Genomic DNA, 16,986 nt, shown 5'->3' on the forward strand with positions numbered 1-16,986 from the left:
GGAAGGGATGACTGGGACGCAGGCATAACGAGTGCACAACACCCGATGCGTGAGACGCCAAAAGCGGTGCACGATTCGCACCCGCCTGCGATTATCAGGACCGCTTCACTGAACCTCCACATCGAGCCACGGAGGCGAAGCGCGGGGGACAGGGATCCGGGAGCCCTATCCTTGTCCCCGGCAAGGTCACGGATCAGCCCACACTCGGGCACCAGGACACAGGCCACCACACCCGGCCCCCGTAGCTCAGTGGATAGAGCAGGCGCCTTCTAAGCGCTTGGCCGCAGGTTCGAGTCCTGCCGGGGGCGCTCCGCTACTGGCTGCGTTTACGCAGGTCAGGTGTGTCATCCGGGCTACGGATGGACTGCTGCGGTGGCGCGCTGAAGACTATGGCCGGAAAAGCCGTCTTCACGCCCCACTGGACGTCGCCGCAGGTAGACAGCCAATACCGGGGTCCGGGTCGGAAGCAGTGCGCCCGTATCAATTCACCGTGAACCGGAATTCCGCCGACTTCGCAGGAGTGCGGAGGGAGCGCAGGCGCAGTCGGTACGCGGTGTCCGGGGCGCCCTCGTGGGTGGTGGTGTCGAGGCGGTCGACGGTGGGCTGCCAGGCGTCCGAGAAGTAGTGCAGCGTCACGGTGGCCGCGCGTCGCCGATCCGGGCCCGCAGGCGGGCGGGAGACGGCTGACGAATGCGCTCGCGCAGGGCTTCCGCGAAGTAGGTGAAGTAGCCGAAGCCGTACGCCCAATAGCCGACTCCCTCGGCACAACCTCCTTGCGACCCAAGCCCATTGAGGTAGCAGCGGAGGGCGGCCAGGGTGCGGTGCAGGGCCGAGGCCAGTCGTACGGGATCGTGTTCGACGGCGAGTGCCGCCATGCCCGCGGCTCCACCGCACCCAGCGGCTCAGTTCGTCGTGTACGTCTCCCACGGCCACGGGCGGGGATCGGTGAACAGCGGATCCAGCACCCGGCGGCGGATGTCGGCGCGGACGCTTTCCGTCACCGGCCCGGGCACTCGGTCGGCAAGCAGGGTGACGACTTCGGCCACGGTGTGCGCGGTCTCGCAGGCGAAGAGGTCGACGCACCGGTCGAGATCCCGGCCCGCCTGCTGCGCCTGGAGGTCGTGTGCGGGCAGGGCCCAGGAGTACTCGTCGCACACCGACCACAGCATGTCGGCGAGCGCCTCGGCCACCGGCTCCTCGCCGTCGGCCGGCACGGCCGGCGCGAGCGAGACGGCCCCGCCGGGCGAAGTGCGGACTGTCGTACGCCAGTTGGTCACCGTTCTCGTTGCCCACCCAGCGTTTCTGGCATGCCGGAACCATGGGTGCCCTGTCCGCGGACGCCCCGCCTACGTCATGATCCGCATGATCCGCGAACACGACGACAGCCACGGCGACCCTCCGCGTGATCACCGTGGCGGCCATGGAAGGTCACGTCAACGGATGCGACGTCCTGCCCGATGCCTCGTCGATCTCGTCGTGGGCCTTGGTCAGCAGCTGCATCGCGAGTTCGTTGAGGGCTCTGGCCCCCGCGACCTCCTCGCCGACCCTCGGCTGGTTCGAGTCGGAGGGGTGGCGGCTTGTGTATCCGTGGGCGCGCACTTCGCTGCCGTCGGGGAGTCGTAGGAGGGCGGCGGCGCGGGTGCGGTGGTCGTCCTCCTCGAATTCCAGCTCGACGTGCCATCCGACAGCGGTCCGTGCCTGTGTCGTCTGCGTCATCACGATCACCTCCGGGGCTCTCCAGCCCCTATTAACAGGGTGCGCCCCTTCGCCCGCCGCCGCACGAGGCGGCGGTGACTTTGACGTGGCGTGACGGAGTGACTACCGGATGGGCGGTGGACGTCCAGGTCGCGGGGGTCCGGCCGGACGGTTTCCTTCGAGGGCCAGCCGTCAGGCAAGATGGCGTGTTACTTGCCGGGCGATCACGAAAAGTAGCCCCTGACCTGCGGCGGAACCGCAAGCCAGGGGTCGTCTCATGCCGCCTGGGCCGTCTGTGGGCCGTGGACGGGTGCACGCATCGCCGCTGCCCATCGCTTACGCATCTTCCAAAGCTCGACGTTGCGGCTTGGTAGGGGCGGAAGATGGGCGCATGGAGATAGGGCACTTGGTCCTTGATTTCTGCAAGGCTCTCGTCTGGCCCGTCGCAGCCTTGTTCATCACGTACACCTTCCGGGATGAAGTCAACGGGCTGCTGCGTCGCCTGAAGAACCTGAGAGCTGCTGGAGTCGACTTAGAGTTCTCCGAGGCTGTTGAGCAAGTTAGCGCCGAGGCAGAGGCTGCGGTGCGTGAGAGACTCGCTGCGGCTGGGGAACCTCCGGTTACAGACACGGAGGCGCACACGCCGGATGCGCCTCAAACCCCCAACACGAGCTCCTTTGCCTGGATTTCTGCGATGGCCCACAGCAGTCCGGACGGCGCAATGTTGGCGGCCTGGCGCCTGGTGGAGCGCCAACTCTCTCAGATGGTCCCCGAATACGGAGCCCTTGATCAGCGTGAGAGTCTCTTTGCCTTGCTGTCCACGGGCGAGCACTTGCTCCCTGGCGACATTTCCAGAGTGCTGCGTCAGTTGAAGGATGTGCGCAACCAGGTGAGCCGTACCACCGATCAACACCGCATGCCTAGTCCTGAAGCTGCGGCCGACTACGTTGAGAGCTGTAAAGCGATGGTGGAGTGGCTCGGTCTCTACCGGCAGAGCACGGCGTGGCAAACCCTGAGGGAAGGGTCGCCCCCTGATGAACGCTAGTTCAGCAGGAGGCGGGGCTCTTGCGGCTTCGGGTCACTGTGCCCCGGCTACGTACGCCCTGGATGCTCTCCCCCCCCATGAGGCCTAGGAAGCTGCTTGGGCGGTTTCGGAGCCATCATGGATGTGACCGGCAGCTCGGTACATGGCGCTGATGGCCTTCCGCGTCCGTGTCTCGCTACTCGGCGGCATGAAGTGCGTGTAGACGCGGAGCGTGAAGCCCGGATCGCTGTGACCTAGGTACGGGCTCAGGGCCTTGATGTTCTCTCCGGCGTTCAGAAGGACCGAGGCATAGAAGTGCCGGAGGGCGTGCATGACGTGTTCGCGGGCCGCCGCGTATCGCTGCTAGCTCGACATGCTCGGATATCAAGGGTCCCTTCGATCATGGCAGTGGCCGGACCTGCAGGAGCGGAGGATTCTCGAAAACAGACCACGCAAACCTTACGCATTCGCGCGGCGAGATTGCAGACCTCTGTGAAGATTACCCCTCACCCATATGGGGTGCCCCGGCACCTTCAGCTCGCTTTTTATAGGCAGGGGAAGCAATGACCAGTATAAATTCTGCCGCTTCCACCTCATGCTGCATCCACGCAGCCCAGTCCTGTGGCTGCTCCGCAGCTGGACGAGCCAACCGTGCGTCCACACCGTTGGCTCGTAGTAGCAGCCACAGGCTACGGACTCGCTCGGTGTGGCTCCCACCGTCAGCCTCGTGTGCGTATGAGATGAAGACGCGGGGGCCTTCTGGGTCGCCCTCGTTCTCCGCTTGTTCGGATGTCTCTGTCACCGTGTAGCCGCCCCTCCTGCGCCCCACAGCGGATGGAAACGTCACGTAACGGTCGCTGTCCTCGAAGCGACAGTAGTGCTAGTCCCCGTCGACACGCAGTGGCTTTGCCGACATCGCGCTGAACGGCCGACGCAGGGCGACCACCAAGCACGACGCGGGGCGACCACCAAGCACGGAGGCAACCCGATCGCCTGAACGTAGCCGTGGTGCAGAGCATCCTGGGGGACGGTTCCTATCGATCGCGGTAGGGGCGAGCAGAGATCGCTGGGCCGTCTCTGGGCCGTCCGACGCCCCCCGAGGCCACTCAACGACGACCGACAGTGACAGCCGAGCTACCGAAGCGAGCAACAAAACCCCAGGTCAGACACCCACGGCCAGACGGGTTACCACCCAAGGGTGGACGTCAGGCAAGATGGGGTGTATCTGCCCACTGCCGATTTCAAGCGTCCGGACGGTTTCTCTTGGCTGAGTTCATTTACACCATGCGCAAGACGCGCAAGGCGCACGGCGACAAGGTGATTCTCGACGACGTCACTTTGAACTTCCTGCCCGGTGCGAAGATCGGTGTGGTCGGTCCGAACGGTGCCGGTAAGTCCACCGTTCTCAAGATCATGGCGGGCCTTGAGCAGCCCTCCAACGGTGACGCGTTCCTGTCGCCGGGCTACTCCGTCGGCATGCTGCTCCAGGAGCCGCCACTCGACGAGTCCAAGACCGTGCTGGAGAACGTCCAGGACGGCGCCGCCGAGATCATGGGCAAGCTCAAGCGCTTCAACGAGGTCGCCGAGCTGATGGCGACCGACTACTCGGACGCGCTCATGGGGGAGATGGGCAAGCTCCAGGACGACCTGGACCACGCCAACGCCTGGGACCTCGACGCTCAGCTGGAGCAGGCCATGGACGCGCTGGGCTGCCCGCCCGGTGACTGGCCGGTCAACAACCTCTCCGGTGGTGAGCGCCGCCGCGTCGCGCTCTGCAAGCTGCTGATCGAGGCTCCTGACCTCCTCCTCCTCGACGAGCCCACCAACCACCTGGACGCCGAGTCCGTGCAGTGGCTGGAGCAGCACCTCGCGAAGTACGCGGGTACCGTCGTCGCCGTCACCCACGACCGGTACTTCCTCGACAACGTCGCCGAGTGGATCCTCGAGCTGGACCGCGGCCGCGCGCACCCCTACGAGGGCAACTACTCCACGTACCTCGACAAGAAGGCCTCCCGCCTCAAGGTCGAGGGCCAGAAGGACGCCAAGCGGGCGAAGAGGCTCAAGGAAGAGCTTGAGTGGGTTCGCTCCAACGCCAAGGGGCGGCAGGCCAAGTCCAAGGCGCGTCTGTCCCGGTACGAGGAGATGGCCGCCGAGGCCGACAAGATGCGGAAGCTGGACTTCGAGGAGATCCAGATCCCGCCGGGCCCGCGTCTGGGCTCCATCGTCGTCGAGGTCAACAACCTCTCCAAGGCCTTCGGAGAGAAGGTCCTCATCGATGATCTTTCCTTTACGCTGCCGCGTAACGGGATCGTCGGGGTCATCGGCCCGAACGGCGCCGGCAAGACCACCCTCTTCAAGATGATCCAGGGGCTCGAGACGCCGGACTCCGGCTCGATCAAGGTCGGCGAGACCGTCAAGATCTCGTACGTCGACCAGAGCCGCGAGAACATCGACCCGAAGAAGTCGCTGTGGGCCGTCGTCTCCGACGAGCTGGACTACATCAATGTGGGTCAGGTCGAGATGCCGTCGCGCGCGTACGTCTCCGCGTTCGGCTTCAAGGGCCCGGACCAGCAGAAGCCCGCCGGTGTCCTCTCCGGTGGTGAGCGCAACCGCCTCAACCTCGCGCTCACCCTCAAGCAGGGCGGCAACCTGCTGCTCCTCGACGAGCCGACCAACGACCTCGACGTGGAGACCCTGTCCTCGCTCGAGAACGCGCTGCTCGAGTTCCCGGGTGCCGCAGTGGTCGTCTCCCACGACCGCTGGTTCCTCGACCGGGTCGCCACGCACATCCTCGCGTACGAGGGCGACTCCAAGTGGTTCTGGTTCGAGGGCAACTTCGAGTCGTACGAGAAGAACAAGGTCGAGCGACTCGGCCCGGACGCGGCGCGCCCGCACCGTGCCACCTACAAGAAGCTGACCCGGGGCTGATCGATCTTGCGGCACATCTACCGCTGCCCGCTGCGCTGGGCGGACATGGACGCGTACGGCCACGTCAACAACGTGGTTTTCCTCCGGTACTTGGAGGAAGCCCGTATCGACTTCCTGTTCCGCCCGGAGAAGGACTTCAAGCAGGGGTCCGTGGTGGCTCGCCATGAGATCGACTACAAGCGGCAGCTGGTCCACCGGCACGCGCCGGTGGACGTCGAGCTGTGGATCACGGAGATCCGGGCCGCGTCGTTCACGATCACGTACGAGGTCAAGGACCCCGACGAGGTGTACGTACGGGCCTCGACCGTGATCGTGCCGTTCGACTTCGCGGCCCAGCGTCCGCGCCGCATCACCTCCGAGGAGCGGGAGTTCCTGGAGGGGTACCGGGACGACGTCGAAGAGGCCGTCGCGGCATGACCGTCCTGCACCTCGCCGACGAAGGGGAGGCGGCGGACCTCGCCGCCTTCCTCGCCCGGCTGATCCACTACGACCGCGCGGCGGCGGTACGACTGCAGGCCGCCGGGACCGCGCTCGCGGTCTTCGGGCGCCCGCCGTCGTTCGAGGTCCTCGCGATCCGTACGGCGCTGCTCGCCAAGCCGTACGAGAACGGGCTCGACGTCATGCTCGACGTGACCGTCTCCGCCGGTGAACTCCTGGAGTCCGTCGACGAGTCGGCCGCCACGGCCACTGTTCCGCAGGCGGTCACCGGGCCGCCGTGGGCCGGGGTGCTCCCGCCCCGCGGGGGCTGGCGGCAGGAGGCGGGGCTGCCCGCTCCGGACGCCGTGCGCGCGATGGTCTCCGCTGCGGTGGCCGAATTCCGGTCCCGTACACAGGAGTTGGCGCCCGAGCTGCGTACCCGCGCCGAACTCGACCGTATCGGGCGGGAGATCTGGTCCCGGCCGATCGGCGACACCGGCCTTCCGGTGCGCGCCGCCCACGCGGCGCAGTCGCTCGGATTCCTCCGGCCCGTGCGCCCCGAACGCCAAGGCGCGCCCGACGAGGCCCAGTTGGGGCTGTACTCGTCGGGCGCGTGGCTCCGGCTGCGTACGCCGTACGGATCGATCGCCGTACGCAAGGCGGGATTTGGGGCGCTGGACGTCAGCGTTCGCTGATCACCTCAGACGAGGGGCCACAGGGCCGCGGTGAGACCGAAGCCCAGCACGCCCATCGTGGTCGTCAGGACCGTCCAGGTGCGCAGGCCCGTCGCCACGTCCAGGCCGGCCAGCTTGGTGAACATCCAGTAGCCCGCGTCGTTGATGTGCGAGACGGAGAGCCCACCCGCGCCCATCGCCAGGGCGACCAGCGAGAGCTGGCCGGTCGACAGGTCGGCGCGCTGGAGGAGCGGGGCGAGGATGCCCGCCGTGGTGATCAGGGCCACCGTCGTCGAACCCTGGGCCGCGCGCAGGGCAAGGGCCATCAGGAAGGCCAGGAACAGCGCGGGCAGGCCCGTCCGGTCCAGTACGTCGGCGATCGCGTCGCCGATGCCACTCGCCACCAGGACCTTGCCGAAGACACCGCCCGCGCCCGCCACCAGGATCACCATGGCGACCGGCGGAAGGGCCGAGGTCATGACGTCCGCGATGCGGGCGCGGTCCCAGCCGCGGCGGGCGCCGAGGAAGTACGCGCACAGGGCCACGTCGATCAGCAGGGCGACCATCGGGGCCCCGAGGACCGTGAGGACGGCACGGAACGTGGAGCCCTCGGCGAGGAGATTCTGACCCAGGGTGCCGGCCAGGATCAGCAGGATCGGGGCGACGATCAGGGTGAGGACCATGACGAAGGAGGGCGAGGGGGCGTCCCCGTCCAGGGCCGTGGGGGCGGGCGCGGGCTTCGTGAGTACGGCGGTGCCGTGTCCGTCGTCGGGGGCCGGCGCGGCGGGAGCCGCACCACCGGCGGGCGACTCGTCCTCGCCATAGACCTCCGCGTACACCGCCGGGTCCATCGGGTACTCGCGGCGGGTCATCCGGCGTGAGACCAGGTAGCCGAGCAGGATCACGACCGCGGTGACCGGGATGCCCATGAGCAGGACCAGGCCCTGGTCGGCGCCGATGGCCTGGGTGACGGCGACCGCGCCCGGGTGCGGGGGCAGGAAGGCGTGCACGGTGAGCATCGCGGCGCCCATCGGAAGGGCGTAGACGAGAAGCGGCTTGCGGGAGGCGCGGGCCACGCCGTACGCGATCGGCATCAGGATGATCAGGCCGACCTCGAAGAAGACCGGGATGCCGAGGACGAACCCGGCGACGGTGAGCGCCAGCGGGGTGCGCTTGGAGCCGAAGCGGTCCATCAGGGAGTGCGCGAACGCCCGGGCGCCGCCGGAGAGTTCGATGATCCGGCCGATCATCGCGCCCAGGGCGATGATCGTCGCGATGTGACCGAGAGTGGAGCCCATGCCCTCCTCGATGGTCTTCACCAGATCGGCGGCCGGGACGTCGGCGGCGAGGGCGACGCCGATGGAGACGACGACCAGGGCGACGAAGGGCTGGACCTTGGCGCGGAGGATGAGCAGGAGGAGCGTGGCGACGCCGGCGACGGCGATCAGGAGGAGCGTGGTGTGGCTCATCGGGTCTCTCCCTCTGGGGAGTTGACGGGCTTGGGGGAGAGCACGGTGACCACCGAGGAGTCGTCGTGGGCGGCCAGGCCGGCGCTTTCGCCGAGGAGGTAGAGCTGCTGCGCGGCGGACGCAAGGGGGACCGGGACGTGGGCGTCCTTGGCGATGCCGGTGACGATGCCCATGTCCTTCACGAAGATGTCGAGGCGGGACTTCACCTCGGGGGCGACGTCGCTCTCGTACGTCTCGACCATGCGGGGGCCACGGTCCCCGAACATGAACGAACCGGCGGCGCCGTGCCGCAGGCTCTCCACGACGGTCGCCGGGTCGAGCCCCAGGCCGCGGGCCAGCGCGATCGCCTCCGCGGCGGCGGCGATGTGGACGCCGGCGAGGAGCTGGTTGATCGCCTTGAGGGCCTGGCCGTCGCCCGGGCGCGGGCCGACGACCGTGAGCGTGGAGGCGAGCAGGTCCAGGACCGGGCGGGCGAGGTCGAGCGCCTTGTCCTCGGCGCCCACGACGATCAGCAGGTCGCCGTTGCCCGCGCGGACCGGGCCGCCGCTGACCGGGGCGTCCACCGTGAGAACGCCGCGTTCGGCCAGGCGTTCCGCCGTGGCACGGGCCGCGTCCGGGCCGACCGTGCTGGTCAGGATGACGGTGCTGCCGGGGCGGAGGGTTTCGGCTGCGCCGTTCTCGCCGAACAGGGCGCCGTCGACCTGGGTCTGGTCGCGTACGGCGAGGAGGACGACGTCGGCGTCGCGGGCGGCCTCGGCGGGAGAGGCGGCGTCCGTGCCGCCGGCCGAGGCGATCAGGGCGCGGCGGGCGGGGGCTATGTCGTAGACGGAGAGGGGGAGGTGGGCGGCCAGGCGGTGGGCCATGGGGAGGCCCATGGCACCGAGGCCGATCACTGCCGTGTGGGGACGGGGGGCGGGTGAGGCTGACATGAGCGTGCCCTCCTATGGGGCGAGCGGGTTGTTTTGCGGGGGTTTCGGGGTTTCGGGTGGGGAGCCCGTGGTGGGTGCAGGTGCGTTGTCCTGCGGGTGCGGGTGCGGGTGCGGGTGCGGGTGCGGGTGCGGGTGCGGGTGCGGTGCGGTGCGGTGCGGGTGTGGGTGTGGGTGTGTGGGGGCTTGCGTCCTGGGGTTCGCCCCCTCCGCCCCTTCCCGTCCCGTACCGGGGGGCTGCCGCCCCCAGGCCCCCGCTTCGGCCTGGACGGCCTCGTCCTCAAGCGCCGGACGGGCTAAACGAGCGTGAGCTGGGCGATGATGCGTGTTGCCGCCTCTGTTACCGCGTGGCGGCCCGCCGACCAGAGGGCGACCACGTCCGAACCCGGGAGCGCGCTGGGGAGTTGGTCGCTCACCGCCTGGAGGTAGGCGCGACGGAGTTCGGCGTTGACGTTGACCTTCGCCACGCCTCTGGACAGGGCGCCGAGGAGTTGTTCCTCGGGGAGGCCGCTGGCGCCGTGCAGGACCAGAGGCACGGGGACGGCCGAGTGGATCGCGGCGAGGCGGTTCAGGTCCAGGCGGACCGGGGCCGCGGTGAAACCGTGGACGTTGCCGACCGCGACCGCCAAGGCGTCCACGCCCGTTTCGGCGACGAACTCGGCTGCCTGGGACGGGTCGGTCATGGCGGTCGCGGACGCGTGCGCGTTCGTCGAGACGTCCTCGTCGCCCGCCAGTGCGCCCAACTCGGCCTCCACCCATGCCCCGTGGACGCGGGCCCGGCGTACGGCCTCGCGGGTCAGCGCGATGTTCTCGGCGAAGGGGAGGTGGGAGCCGTCGACCATGATCGAGGTGTAGCCCGCCTCCAGGCAGACGGTGATCTCGTCCAGGTCGCGGCTGTGGTCGAGGTGGACGCCCAGGGGAGCGTCGGAGTGTGCCGCGGCGTCCAGCGCGAGGCGCATCAGGGGTTCGCGGCCCGCGTGCTTGAAGGGGCTGGAGCCGGCCTGGAGGAGGACAGGGGTGCCGGGGTTCGCTTCCGCCGCGGCGACGATGCCCTGCACCGTCTCCAGGTTGTACGCGACGAAGCCGGGGAGCGCATGCCCGGTCTCGTACGCCGTGGTCAGGGCCTTGAGGCCCTCGGTTCCGGTCAGCAGCACCAGGCGGCGCTCCTCAGGAGGGCGAGAGCGTCGGCGAGGGCGGTGTCTGCGCCGACGTTCCCCGCGAAGACGATGTACGGGATGCCGGCGGCCGGGCCGTCGACGGGCTGCCACAGCGAGACGATGCCGGGCAGCAGCGTGCCGCGGGCCCAGGCGCGGCGTATCTCGAGGCCGTGGGTGGCGGTGTCGCTGGAGGTGATGCCGCCCTTGGCGATGACGAAGGCCGGGCGGCGGGCCGCGTGGACGCGGCGGACCGCCTCGACGAGTGCGGCGGAGACGCTCCGGGAGATGGCGAGACTCTCGTCGGGGTCGTCGGTGGTGACCACCGTGCGGGTGGTGCGGATGATCGTGTCCGCTCGCTCCAGCGCGGCGGCCGCCGTCTTGGCGATCTCGTCGATGTGGGCGTCGCGGCGGGTGGTGTCGAGGAGCTGGGCGACGTCGAGTTCGAACTCCGAGAGATCACCGTGCTGTTCGCGCAGATGGTTCAACTGGCGGGTGGTCAGGGAGACATGGGAGCCGACCACGATCAGTCCGTGGGCAGCGTCCGCGCGCAGCGGCCTCAACTCGGCTGCGGTGAGCGGTGGGTGGGCGGACTGGCCCGCTCGGGCTCGTACGAAGGAGGGGCCCACGCGGTAGAGGAGGCGAGCGCCCTTCTCCTCGGCGTCGGCGAGGGCGAGCGCGAGGACGCGGAGGTCGTCGTCGCAGACCGCGTCGACCACGGCCATGGCGCCGTCGCGCAGCGCGGCGAGCTGCTCGGCGACGTGGGCGGGGCCGCCGGTGCGCAGGTCGGTGAGGGTGATGCGGGCGACCATGTCGGCGGGGGTGCGGCCGGACGTCTTCTCCTCCACCCACTCGGGGAGGGCGGAGGAGCGGTAGCCGAAGGTGGCGTCCTTCGCGAACTCGCTCTCGCCCACGGGGAGCAGGCCGTCCGGCGTGCGCATCCAGTGCGCCGAGTCGATGGTGAGGCGGCCGGCCTCGATGTACGCGGGGACGAGGACGACGCCGTCGGGGGTGTCCGTTCCTTCGGTCGCGGTCGTCAACTCCTCGGCGAGAACGTCCGTTTCGAGGGGGAAGTGGCCGCGAAGGGTGGAGTCGCCGCGGGAGGCGATGACGTACGGGATGTTCTCGGCCCGGGAGGCCTCGAGCAGGGCGCGGACGATCTCACGGTTACGGGTGGCGGCGTCCTCGGGGGAGAGGCTGCGGGTGTTGGTGAGCACGAAAAACGCGGTGCTCTTCTGGCGGAGGGCCCAGCGGAGGTCTTCCACCGTCCAGGTGGTGAGGACCGGGATGTCGGCGACTGTCTGGGTGCCGGTGGGGTCGTCGTCCAGGACGACCAGGCGGGGGGCGCCCTTGAGCCTTGCGGTGACCTCGGAGGCCTCTACTGCCCTGACGGGCGGGAGGCCGGCGAGGACCTCTGACTCGGGGAGGGCATGGCGGGGTAGGGACATGGCGGTTCCTGGGGACGGGGGTACGACAGGGGCTGGGACTGGGGTTGTCAGTGGCCCGGGGTACTGGGGTTGTCAGTGGCCCGGGGTACTGGGGCTATTTGTGGCCCGGCGTCGGGGCTGAGCTCGAGGTGGGTGGGCTTACCGGCGCTTGCAGGGTGCCCACGGCTACGACGGTTCGGTGTCCTTCAGCACGTGCGTGCGATAGTCGGTCGCCGTCTGGGTCATGTGGGCGTCCATTGCCTGGCGGGCCCTGTCCGGGTTGCCCGATTCCAGGGCGGTGAGGACGGACTCGTGGTGGGCGATGGCGTTGACGCGGATCTGGGGGACCGCGGAGGTCTCGCGGCGCCCCTCGGCCAGGAGGGGGCCGAAGGGTTCGAAGAGGAGCGGGACGAAGAGGTTGCCGGTCGCCCGCATCACGGTGTCGTGGAAGTCGATGTCGGCCTGCACGAACTGCTCCGTGTCGCCCGCGTCGGCCGCGGCCCGCATCGCGGCGAGGTGCTCGCGCAGCTCCGCGAGGTCGGCGTCGCTCCGGCGGACCGCGGCGAGCTCGGTCGCGCCGTTCTCGATGAGGCGGCGGGCCTCGATGAGCCGCTCCGAGAGCGAAGTGTTGGAGGCGCGGGAGGCGGCGCGGACGACCGCTTCCAGGGCGGTCCAGCGGTCCGGCGGGTTCACGTACGTGCCGCGGCCGCGGACCACGCGTACGACGTTCTGCGCGCGCAGCTGCTTCACCGCCTCGCGGACGGTGAGGCGGCTCACGGACGACTGCTCGGCGAGCTCGGCCTCCGGGGGGAGGGCGGCGTCCGGCGGCAGGGTTCCGTCGATGATCGCGCTGAGCAGGCGCTCGGCGAGGTCTTCGGAGAGCGACATCGTTGGGCCTCCGGCGGGCGGGTCGGGCGGTGTGATCGCGGTGGTGATCCAGAAGTCTGTCATCAGGTGATCGCCCTCGGACGAAGGTGGTCCGAAGATGATCCAAAGATGATCCAGAGGTCTGACGTCAGACATCTGATGTCTCGATGTCGGTAACCATGACACCGGGGTCGGGGCCCGTCAATACCTCCGCGTGATTGCCGTTCGGTTACGGAAGTGGATCACTCGTGGTTCGCCAGGTGCGTCACTCGCGGCCGCTGTCGTCCGGCCATACGCCGATGTGGTCCGGCTCCAGTTCCAGTGCCACGCGGTCCCGCATGCCCAGGGCCCGGGTGTACTCGGCGGGGAGCTGGAGGCGGCCCGTGCGGTCGAGCATCGCGTACTCCCGGGCCACCACCGCCTCCTGGCCGGTGGCCGCGTCGACCTCGGTGCGGCGCAGGACCTCGGTGGAGGTACGGCCGTCGCGGATGGCGACCGTGCGGCGGACCTCGCCGGCGACCGCCTGGTCGTGGGTGACGATCACGATGGTGGTGCCGAGGCGTTCGTTCGCGGTGCGGAACGCGGCGAAGACCTGCTCGGCGGTGTGGGAGTCGAGTTCGCCGGTGGGTTCGTCGGCGAGGAGGACGGCGGGGTCGGTCGCGAGGGCCACGGCGATCGCCGTGCGTTGTTGCTGGCCGCCGGACATCTGGTGCGGGCGGCGGTCGCGGCAGTCGGCCACCTCCAGCAACTCCAGTAGTTCCAGGGCGTGTTCGGACTGGGCGCGGCGTTTTTTGCGGGAGCCGGTGAGTTGCATCGGCAGCGCGACGTTCTGGGCTGCCGTCAGGTAGGGGAGGAGGTTGCGGGACGTCTGCTGCCAGACGAAGCCGACGACCTCGCGGCGGTAGCGGAGGCGGTCCTTCGCGCCCATCGTCAGCAGGTCGCGGCCCGCGACCCGGGCCGCACCCGCGGTGGGGGTGTCCAGGCCGGCCAGGATGTTCATCAGCGTCGACTTGCCACTGCCCGACGCGCCCATCAACGCCATCAACTCGCCCTCGCGGACCAGGAGATCCAGGCCCTGGAGTGCCTGTACCTCCACGCCGTCCGTGGAGAAGACCCGGACCAGGCGGTCGCAGGTGATGAGGGCGTCGTGGCCGTAGGCGGGGCGGTCCCGGTGGGCGGCGGCGCGGGTGGCCAGGTCGGTGAAGGTGGGGTTGGCGGTGGTCATGGGCGGCTCCTGTGGTGGTCACCGGGGGCGCTGTGTTGTGGGTGCGCCGGGGTCGCGGCGCTGGTTGGGGCGGGTGCGCCTGCCTGCGCTTGCAGGGTGCCCACGGCCATGACGGCCATGACGTGACCGCTCATCGTGCATCCCCCGCCCTCAACTCCTGTACCGACCCCCGTCTCCCCGTCCACCACGCCTGCGTCGCCGCGATGCCCGTCGCCAGGACGAGCACGGACAGGGACGGGAGCAGCAAGGACAAGGTGTCCGTGCGGAGTTGGGCGGCACCGGAGGGGGATTTTGCGGTGGCCAGCGCGATGGTCGTCAGGTCGATGCCGGGGGAGAGGAGGCGGATGGTCGCCCAGCCCGTGAGGGCGCCGCCCGCCGACGCCAGGAGGGCCTGGGGCAGGGACTCCAGGACGAGCAGGCGACGGCCCTGGGCGCGGGTGAGGCCCATGGTGCGGAGGCGGGCAAGGAGCGCGGCGCGTTCGGGGGCGGCGCGTACGAGGGACAGCAGCAGGGCGAGTACGGCGTATCCGGCGCCCGCCGCGACCGCCGCCGTGTAGATCCGCTCGGCGCCGGGCTGGAGCGGTGAGTCCACGTACCGCTTCCGTTCCTCCGCCCGCAGGCGTACGTCCACGCCGGCGCCCGCCGCCTCGCGCAGGGCGCCCCCGTCGAGGTGGCCGCCCGTCACGAGCAGCGCGGTCGGGCGCGCGGGTCGGGTACCGAGGCCCGCGCGGTCCACGACCAGGAAGTCCAAGTCCGACACGGCCGGGGTCAGCTCCCGTACGAGCACGATCCGCACGGTGACCTGGCTGTCGTCCTCCAGCCGCACCGGGAACGGCTGCGTGCCGTAGCGGTCGGCGACGGCGGGGGAGGCGAGGGCGGGGAGCACCCTCGTGCCGGTGCCGGTGCCGGAGGGGTCGGAAATGCCGGACGAGACGGACGAGTGGGAAGAGCTGGAGGAGTCGGGGGAGCCAGAGGTGCCGGGCGAGCCAGAGGCGCCAGGCGAGTCGGAGGGGCCAGAGGTGCCGGACGAGCTAGAGGCGCCAGGCGAGTCGGAGGAGCCAGAGGCGCTGGACGAATCAGTGACGCCCGACGTCCCCGACGTCCCCGACGTGGCCGACGTGCCAGACGACTCCGACGTGCCCGACGAGTCCGACGTCCCCGACGTGCCAGACGACCCCGACGCGCCAGCCCCGCCCGACCACCTCAGCTCCGCCCCCGCAAACCCCCCAAGCCCCATCCCCCGCGCCAACCGCGCATACCCCCCAGGCTCGACCCCCACCACCGGCACCGTCTCCGCCTCCCGACCCGTTCCCACTCCCAGCTGGGCCCGGTACGCGATGCTCACCGGAGCGACCTCGTGGACGCCCGGAGTCCGGCGCACTTCGGTCGGGAGCGTGGGCGGCAGGGGGTGGGACGCCTCGATCCGGGCGTCCGCGCCGGTGGCCAGGAGGGCCGCGTGGTCGCGGGCGTCTCGTACGCCCGCGAGGACCGAGCCGCCGAAGGCGGCGGTGGTGAGGGCGGTGAGGAGGGCCAGGAGGGGCAGGACGGTGGAGGTGGAAGTGCGGCCCGCGCGGGCCAGCGAGAGGAGGGCGACCGCGCCGCGCAGCCGCCCGGCCGGTCGTGCCAGGCGGCGCAGCGGCAGGGGGTAGAGCCGGACGAGGAGCAGCGCGGCGATGACGCCGACCAGCACCGGGGCCAGGGCGACCAGACTGTCTCCCGAGGCGCCCCGGCGCCGCAGCGCGACGACCGCCCCCGACGCCAGCACCAACAGGGTGAGTTCCGCGACCGTGCGGCGCCGTGAGGGACGTACCGCCACCAGGTCCTCGCGCGCCCCGTGGAGACGTACGGCACGGTGTCCGAGCGCGGCCCGCACCGGCAGCGTGGCGCAGGCCAGGGCGGTCACGGCCACGGCGGCCGCCACCGCGTACGACCGGCGCCCCTCCGGGACGGCGAGCAGCGCGCAGGTGAGGCCCAGCGCGCCCGCGGGCACCGCGACCACCGCCGTCTCGGCGAGCAGCCGGGCCGAGAGGCCGCGCAGGGAGGCGCCGCGGGCCCGCAGCAGGGCGAGCTCGGGGCGTCGGCGGTCGGCGGCGAGACCGCCCGCCATCAGCAGGACGACCGCGGCGACCGTACCTGTGCCGAAGGCGGCCACCGCCACCAACGGACCGACTTTGGAACGGAGTTGGGCGTAGTCCGACAGGACGTCGTCGAGGTCGGTGGTCGCGTCGGCCAGCGGATCGAGGGTGGCCCGCACCCTGCCCAGGCCCGGCCCCGACTCCAGCGAGGCGAGCGCGGAGTTCAGGTCGGACAGGTCGTGCGCGGCCAGGGCGGAGGTGTCGGGGGCCAACTGCCAGTAGCGCTCCGGTTTTCCGGGCGTGCCGAGCATGACCGGGGCCGCGTCCGGCGGCAGCAGCAGCGCGCCGAGCCAGTACTTGTCCGACTCGCCGCCCTGCGTGGGCAGTTGCATCAGAGAGGGCCTGCGCAGCACCGGATTCGTCGACCAGTACGCGCCTGCGGGCTCGCGCGGGGCGACGATGCCGGTGACTCGTATGGACAGGGGAGCGCGCTCCACGCCGGGGACGTGGATCACCGAACCCAGCTTGATCCGCAGGGTCTTGGCGGTGTCGGCGGTGATGGCGGCCTCCACCTCCGCCGTCGCCGCGGTCACCGTGCCGGTCACGCGCGGCAGGCGTCCGGCGCGGAGGCGGGCGTGGTCGGCGAGAGCGTTCGGCGCGGTGAGCGACATCCGCGCGGGCAGCCCGCTCGGCTGCGGCAGCCAACGGTCCAGAGCAGCACTGGGGTTGGAGGTGCGGACCCCGTACGAGGACTGCGCGGGGTCGACGGCGAAGGGCTTCTCCACAGCGTCCAGCACCTGAGCGTACGCCGTGTGCAGGGCGGCCTCGCGCACGGCCTTTTCCCGTTGTGGTTGCGGGAGTTCGACGCCGGGCTGCGGGGCATACAGCTGTACAGTGGTCCGCCGGGCCGTGGCCTCGTCGAGGGCCCGGCGCAGCCCCGCGTCCTCGTACTGGTCGACCGCTCGCGGGAAGGCGGCGGCCAGACACGCGGTCAGCGCGACGAGCAGGGCCAGGGCGACGGCCGCCCCACGCGCGACGCGCAGCCGGGTGCGCACCCAAGGGGCCGGCACACGCACGTCGTTCCCGGTCATAGGCACCTTGTTCC

General features: G+C 70.4%; 16 protein-coding genes, 1 tRNA gene and 1 pseudogene. 5 read left to right on the forward strand and 13 right to left on the reverse strand.

The genetic code is table 11. The features are described from left to right. The first annotated feature begins 235 nt into the window (after positions 1 to 235). Positions 236 to 308 (forward strand) — tRNA-Arg (locus tag ACZ4WS_RS11215). A gap of 172 nt (positions 309 to 480) precedes the next feature. Here the strand turns inward: ACZ4WS_RS11215 and ACZ4WS_RS11220 are convergent. The 4 genes from ACZ4WS_RS11220 to ACZ4WS_RS11235 all read right to left on the reverse strand — a co-directional run bounded on the left by ACZ4WS_RS11220 (position 481) and on the right by ACZ4WS_RS11235 (position 1,716). After that, on the reverse strand, positions 481 to 636 hold the full coding sequence (locus tag ACZ4WS_RS11220; RefSeq protein ID WP_467979319.1) for a hypothetical protein: 156 nt from the start codon (positions 634 to 636) through the stop codon (positions 481 to 483). Then, a complete protein-coding gene (locus ACZ4WS_RS11225) occupies positions 633 to 875 on the reverse strand; it encodes a hypothetical protein (RefSeq protein WP_467979320.1) in 243 nt (80 codons plus the stop codon). Before ACZ4WS_RS11225 ends, ACZ4WS_RS11220 begins: the two co-directional genes overlap by 4 nt. Positions 876 to 902: 27 nt before the next feature. Continuing rightward, complete coding sequence (locus ACZ4WS_RS11230) at positions 903 to 1,277, reverse strand: hypothetical protein (protein ID WP_467979322.1); 375 nt, start codon at positions 1,275 to 1,277, stop codon at positions 903 to 905. A gap of 151 nt (positions 1,278 to 1,428) precedes the next feature. Beyond that, a complete protein-coding gene (locus ACZ4WS_RS11235; RefSeq protein ID WP_467979324.1) occupies positions 1,429 to 1,716 on the reverse strand; it encodes a DUF1876 domain-containing protein in 288 nt (95 codons plus the stop codon). A 370-nt stretch (positions 1,717 to 2,086) separates the two neighbouring features. Between ACZ4WS_RS11235 and ACZ4WS_RS11240 the strand changes: the two genes are divergently transcribed. After that, positions 2,087 to 2,740 (forward strand): hypothetical protein, encoded by a 654-nt coding sequence (locus tag ACZ4WS_RS11240; RefSeq protein WP_467979326.1) that lies wholly within the window; start codon positions 2,087 to 2,089, stop codon positions 2,738 to 2,740. Positions 2,741 to 2,824: 84 nt separating this feature from the next. Here ACZ4WS_RS11240 and ACZ4WS_RS11245 read toward each other — a convergent pair. Then, positions 2,825 to 3,082 (reverse strand): annotated as a pseudogene (locus tag ACZ4WS_RS11245) (tyrosine-type recombinase/integrase); the annotation flags it as partial. 136 nt (positions 3,083 to 3,218) lie between these two features. Further along, a complete protein-coding gene (locus ACZ4WS_RS11250) occupies positions 3,219 to 3,566 on the reverse strand; it encodes a toll/interleukin-1 receptor domain-containing protein (RefSeq protein ID WP_467979327.1) in 348 nt (115 codons plus the stop codon). A 416-nt stretch (positions 3,567 to 3,982) separates the two neighbouring features. Here ACZ4WS_RS11250 and ettA point away from each other — a divergent pair, with 416 nt between their 5' ends. Genes ettA through ACZ4WS_RS11265 form a run of 3 tightly spaced genes read left to right on the forward strand, consistent with a single transcriptional unit; the run spans position 3,983 to position 6,759 of the window. Continuing rightward, positions 3,983 to 5,647: an energy-dependent translational throttle protein EttA gene (gene ettA / locus ACZ4WS_RS11255; RefSeq protein WP_467979329.1), complete on the forward strand. Its 1,665-nt coding sequence runs from the start codon at positions 3,983 to 3,985 to the stop codon at positions 5,645 to 5,647. A gap of 6 nt (positions 5,648 to 5,653) precedes the next feature. Continuing rightward, positions 5,654 to 6,064: an acyl-CoA thioesterase gene (locus ACZ4WS_RS11260; RefSeq protein ID WP_467979332.1), complete on the forward strand. Its 411-nt coding sequence runs from the start codon at positions 5,654 to 5,656 to the stop codon at positions 6,062 to 6,064. Further along, complete coding sequence (locus ACZ4WS_RS11265) at positions 6,061 to 6,759, forward strand: DUF8185 domain-containing protein (RefSeq protein WP_467979333.1); 699 nt, start codon at positions 6,061 to 6,063, stop codon at positions 6,757 to 6,759. The genes ACZ4WS_RS11260 and ACZ4WS_RS11265 overlap by 4 nt, the downstream gene beginning before the upstream one ends. 5 nt (positions 6,760 to 6,764) lie before the next feature. Here ACZ4WS_RS11265 and ACZ4WS_RS11270 read toward each other — a convergent pair whose 3' ends face one another. From ACZ4WS_RS11270 to ACZ4WS_RS11300, 7 genes are all read right to left on the reverse strand, one after another. Further along, the gene (locus ACZ4WS_RS11270; RefSeq protein ID WP_467979335.1) at positions 6,765 to 8,207 is read right to left on the reverse strand and encodes a GntT/GntP/DsdX family permease; all 1,443 of its coding nucleotides are present in this window, start codon (positions 8,205 to 8,207) and stop codon (positions 6,765 to 6,767) included. Further along, on the reverse strand, positions 8,204 to 9,136 hold the full coding sequence (locus ACZ4WS_RS11275) for an NAD(P)-dependent oxidoreductase (protein ID WP_467979336.1): 933 nt from the start codon (positions 9,134 to 9,136) through the stop codon (positions 8,204 to 8,206). The genes ACZ4WS_RS11270 and ACZ4WS_RS11275 overlap by 4 nt, the downstream gene beginning before the upstream one ends. A 293-nt stretch (positions 9,137 to 9,429) precedes the next feature. Continuing rightward, positions 9,430 to 10,287 (reverse strand): class II fructose-bisphosphate aldolase, encoded by an 858-nt coding sequence (locus ACZ4WS_RS11280; RefSeq protein ID WP_467979338.1) that lies wholly within the window; start codon positions 10,285 to 10,287, stop codon positions 9,430 to 9,432. Beyond that, positions 10,278 to 11,735 carry a four-carbon acid sugar kinase family protein gene (locus ACZ4WS_RS11285; protein ID WP_467979340.1) on the reverse strand — a complete coding sequence of 486 codons (1,458 nt, stop codon included), beginning with the start codon at positions 11,733 to 11,735 and terminating at the stop codon, positions 10,278 to 10,280. Before ACZ4WS_RS11285 ends, ACZ4WS_RS11280 begins: the two co-directional genes overlap by 10 nt. Before the next feature lie 165 nt (positions 11,736 to 11,900). Then, entirely contained in the window at positions 11,901 to 12,665 is a 765-nt protein-coding gene (locus ACZ4WS_RS11290) for a FadR/GntR family transcriptional regulator (protein ID WP_467979342.1), read from the reverse strand. A gap of 181 nt (positions 12,666 to 12,846) precedes the next feature. Beyond that, on the reverse strand, positions 12,847 to 13,806 hold the full coding sequence (locus tag ACZ4WS_RS11295; protein ID WP_467979343.1) for an ABC transporter ATP-binding protein: 960 nt from the start codon (positions 13,804 to 13,806) through the stop codon (positions 12,847 to 12,849). Positions 13,807 to 13,936: 130 nt separating this feature from the next. Further along, positions 13,937 to 16,972, reverse strand: coding sequence for an ABC transporter permease (locus ACZ4WS_RS11300; RefSeq protein WP_467979344.1), 3,036 nt, complete (start codon positions 16,970 to 16,972; stop codon positions 13,937 to 13,939). Between the last annotated feature and the right edge of the window lie 14 nt (positions 16,973 to 16,986).

The sequence above is a fragment of the Streptomyces sp. NPDC029292 genome, assembly GCF_055569295.1.

Coding starts and splice junctions, on each gene's coding strand:
- ACZ4WS_RS11270 (WP_467979335.1), bottom strand. CDS start 8,207: ATGAGCCACACCACGCTCCTCCTGATCGCCGTCGCCGGCGTCGCCACG.
- ACZ4WS_RS11290 (WP_467979342.1), bottom strand. CDS start 12,665: ATGACAGACTTCTGGATCACCACCGCGATCACACCGCCCGACCCGCCC.
- ACZ4WS_RS11300 (WP_467979344.1), bottom strand. CDS start 16,972: ATGACCGGGAACGACGTGCGTGTGCCGGCCCCTTGGGTGCGCACCCGG.
- ACZ4WS_RS11285 (WP_467979340.1), bottom strand. CDS start 11,735: ATGTCCCTACCCCGCCATGCCCTCCCCGAGTCAGAGGTCCTCGCCGGC.
- ACZ4WS_RS11235 (WP_467979324.1), bottom strand. CDS start 1,716: ATGACGCAGACGACACAGGCACGGACCGCTGTCGGATGGCACGTCGAG.
- ACZ4WS_RS11265 (WP_467979333.1), top strand. CDS start 6,061: ATGACCGTCCTGCACCTCGCCGACGAAGGGGAGGCGGCGGACCTCGCC.
- ACZ4WS_RS11225 (WP_467979320.1), bottom strand. CDS start 875: ATGGCGGCACTCGCCGTCGAACACGATCCCGTACGACTGGCCTCGGCC.
- ACZ4WS_RS11295 (WP_467979343.1), bottom strand. CDS start 13,806: ATGACCACCGCCAACCCCACCTTCACCGACCTGGCCACCCGCGCCGCC.
- ACZ4WS_RS11240 (WP_467979326.1), top strand. CDS start 2,087: ATGGAGATAGGGCACTTGGTCCTTGATTTCTGCAAGGCTCTCGTCTGG.
- ACZ4WS_RS11275 (WP_467979336.1), bottom strand. CDS start 9,136: ATGTCAGCCTCACCCGCCCCCCGTCCCCACACGGCAGTGATCGGCCTC.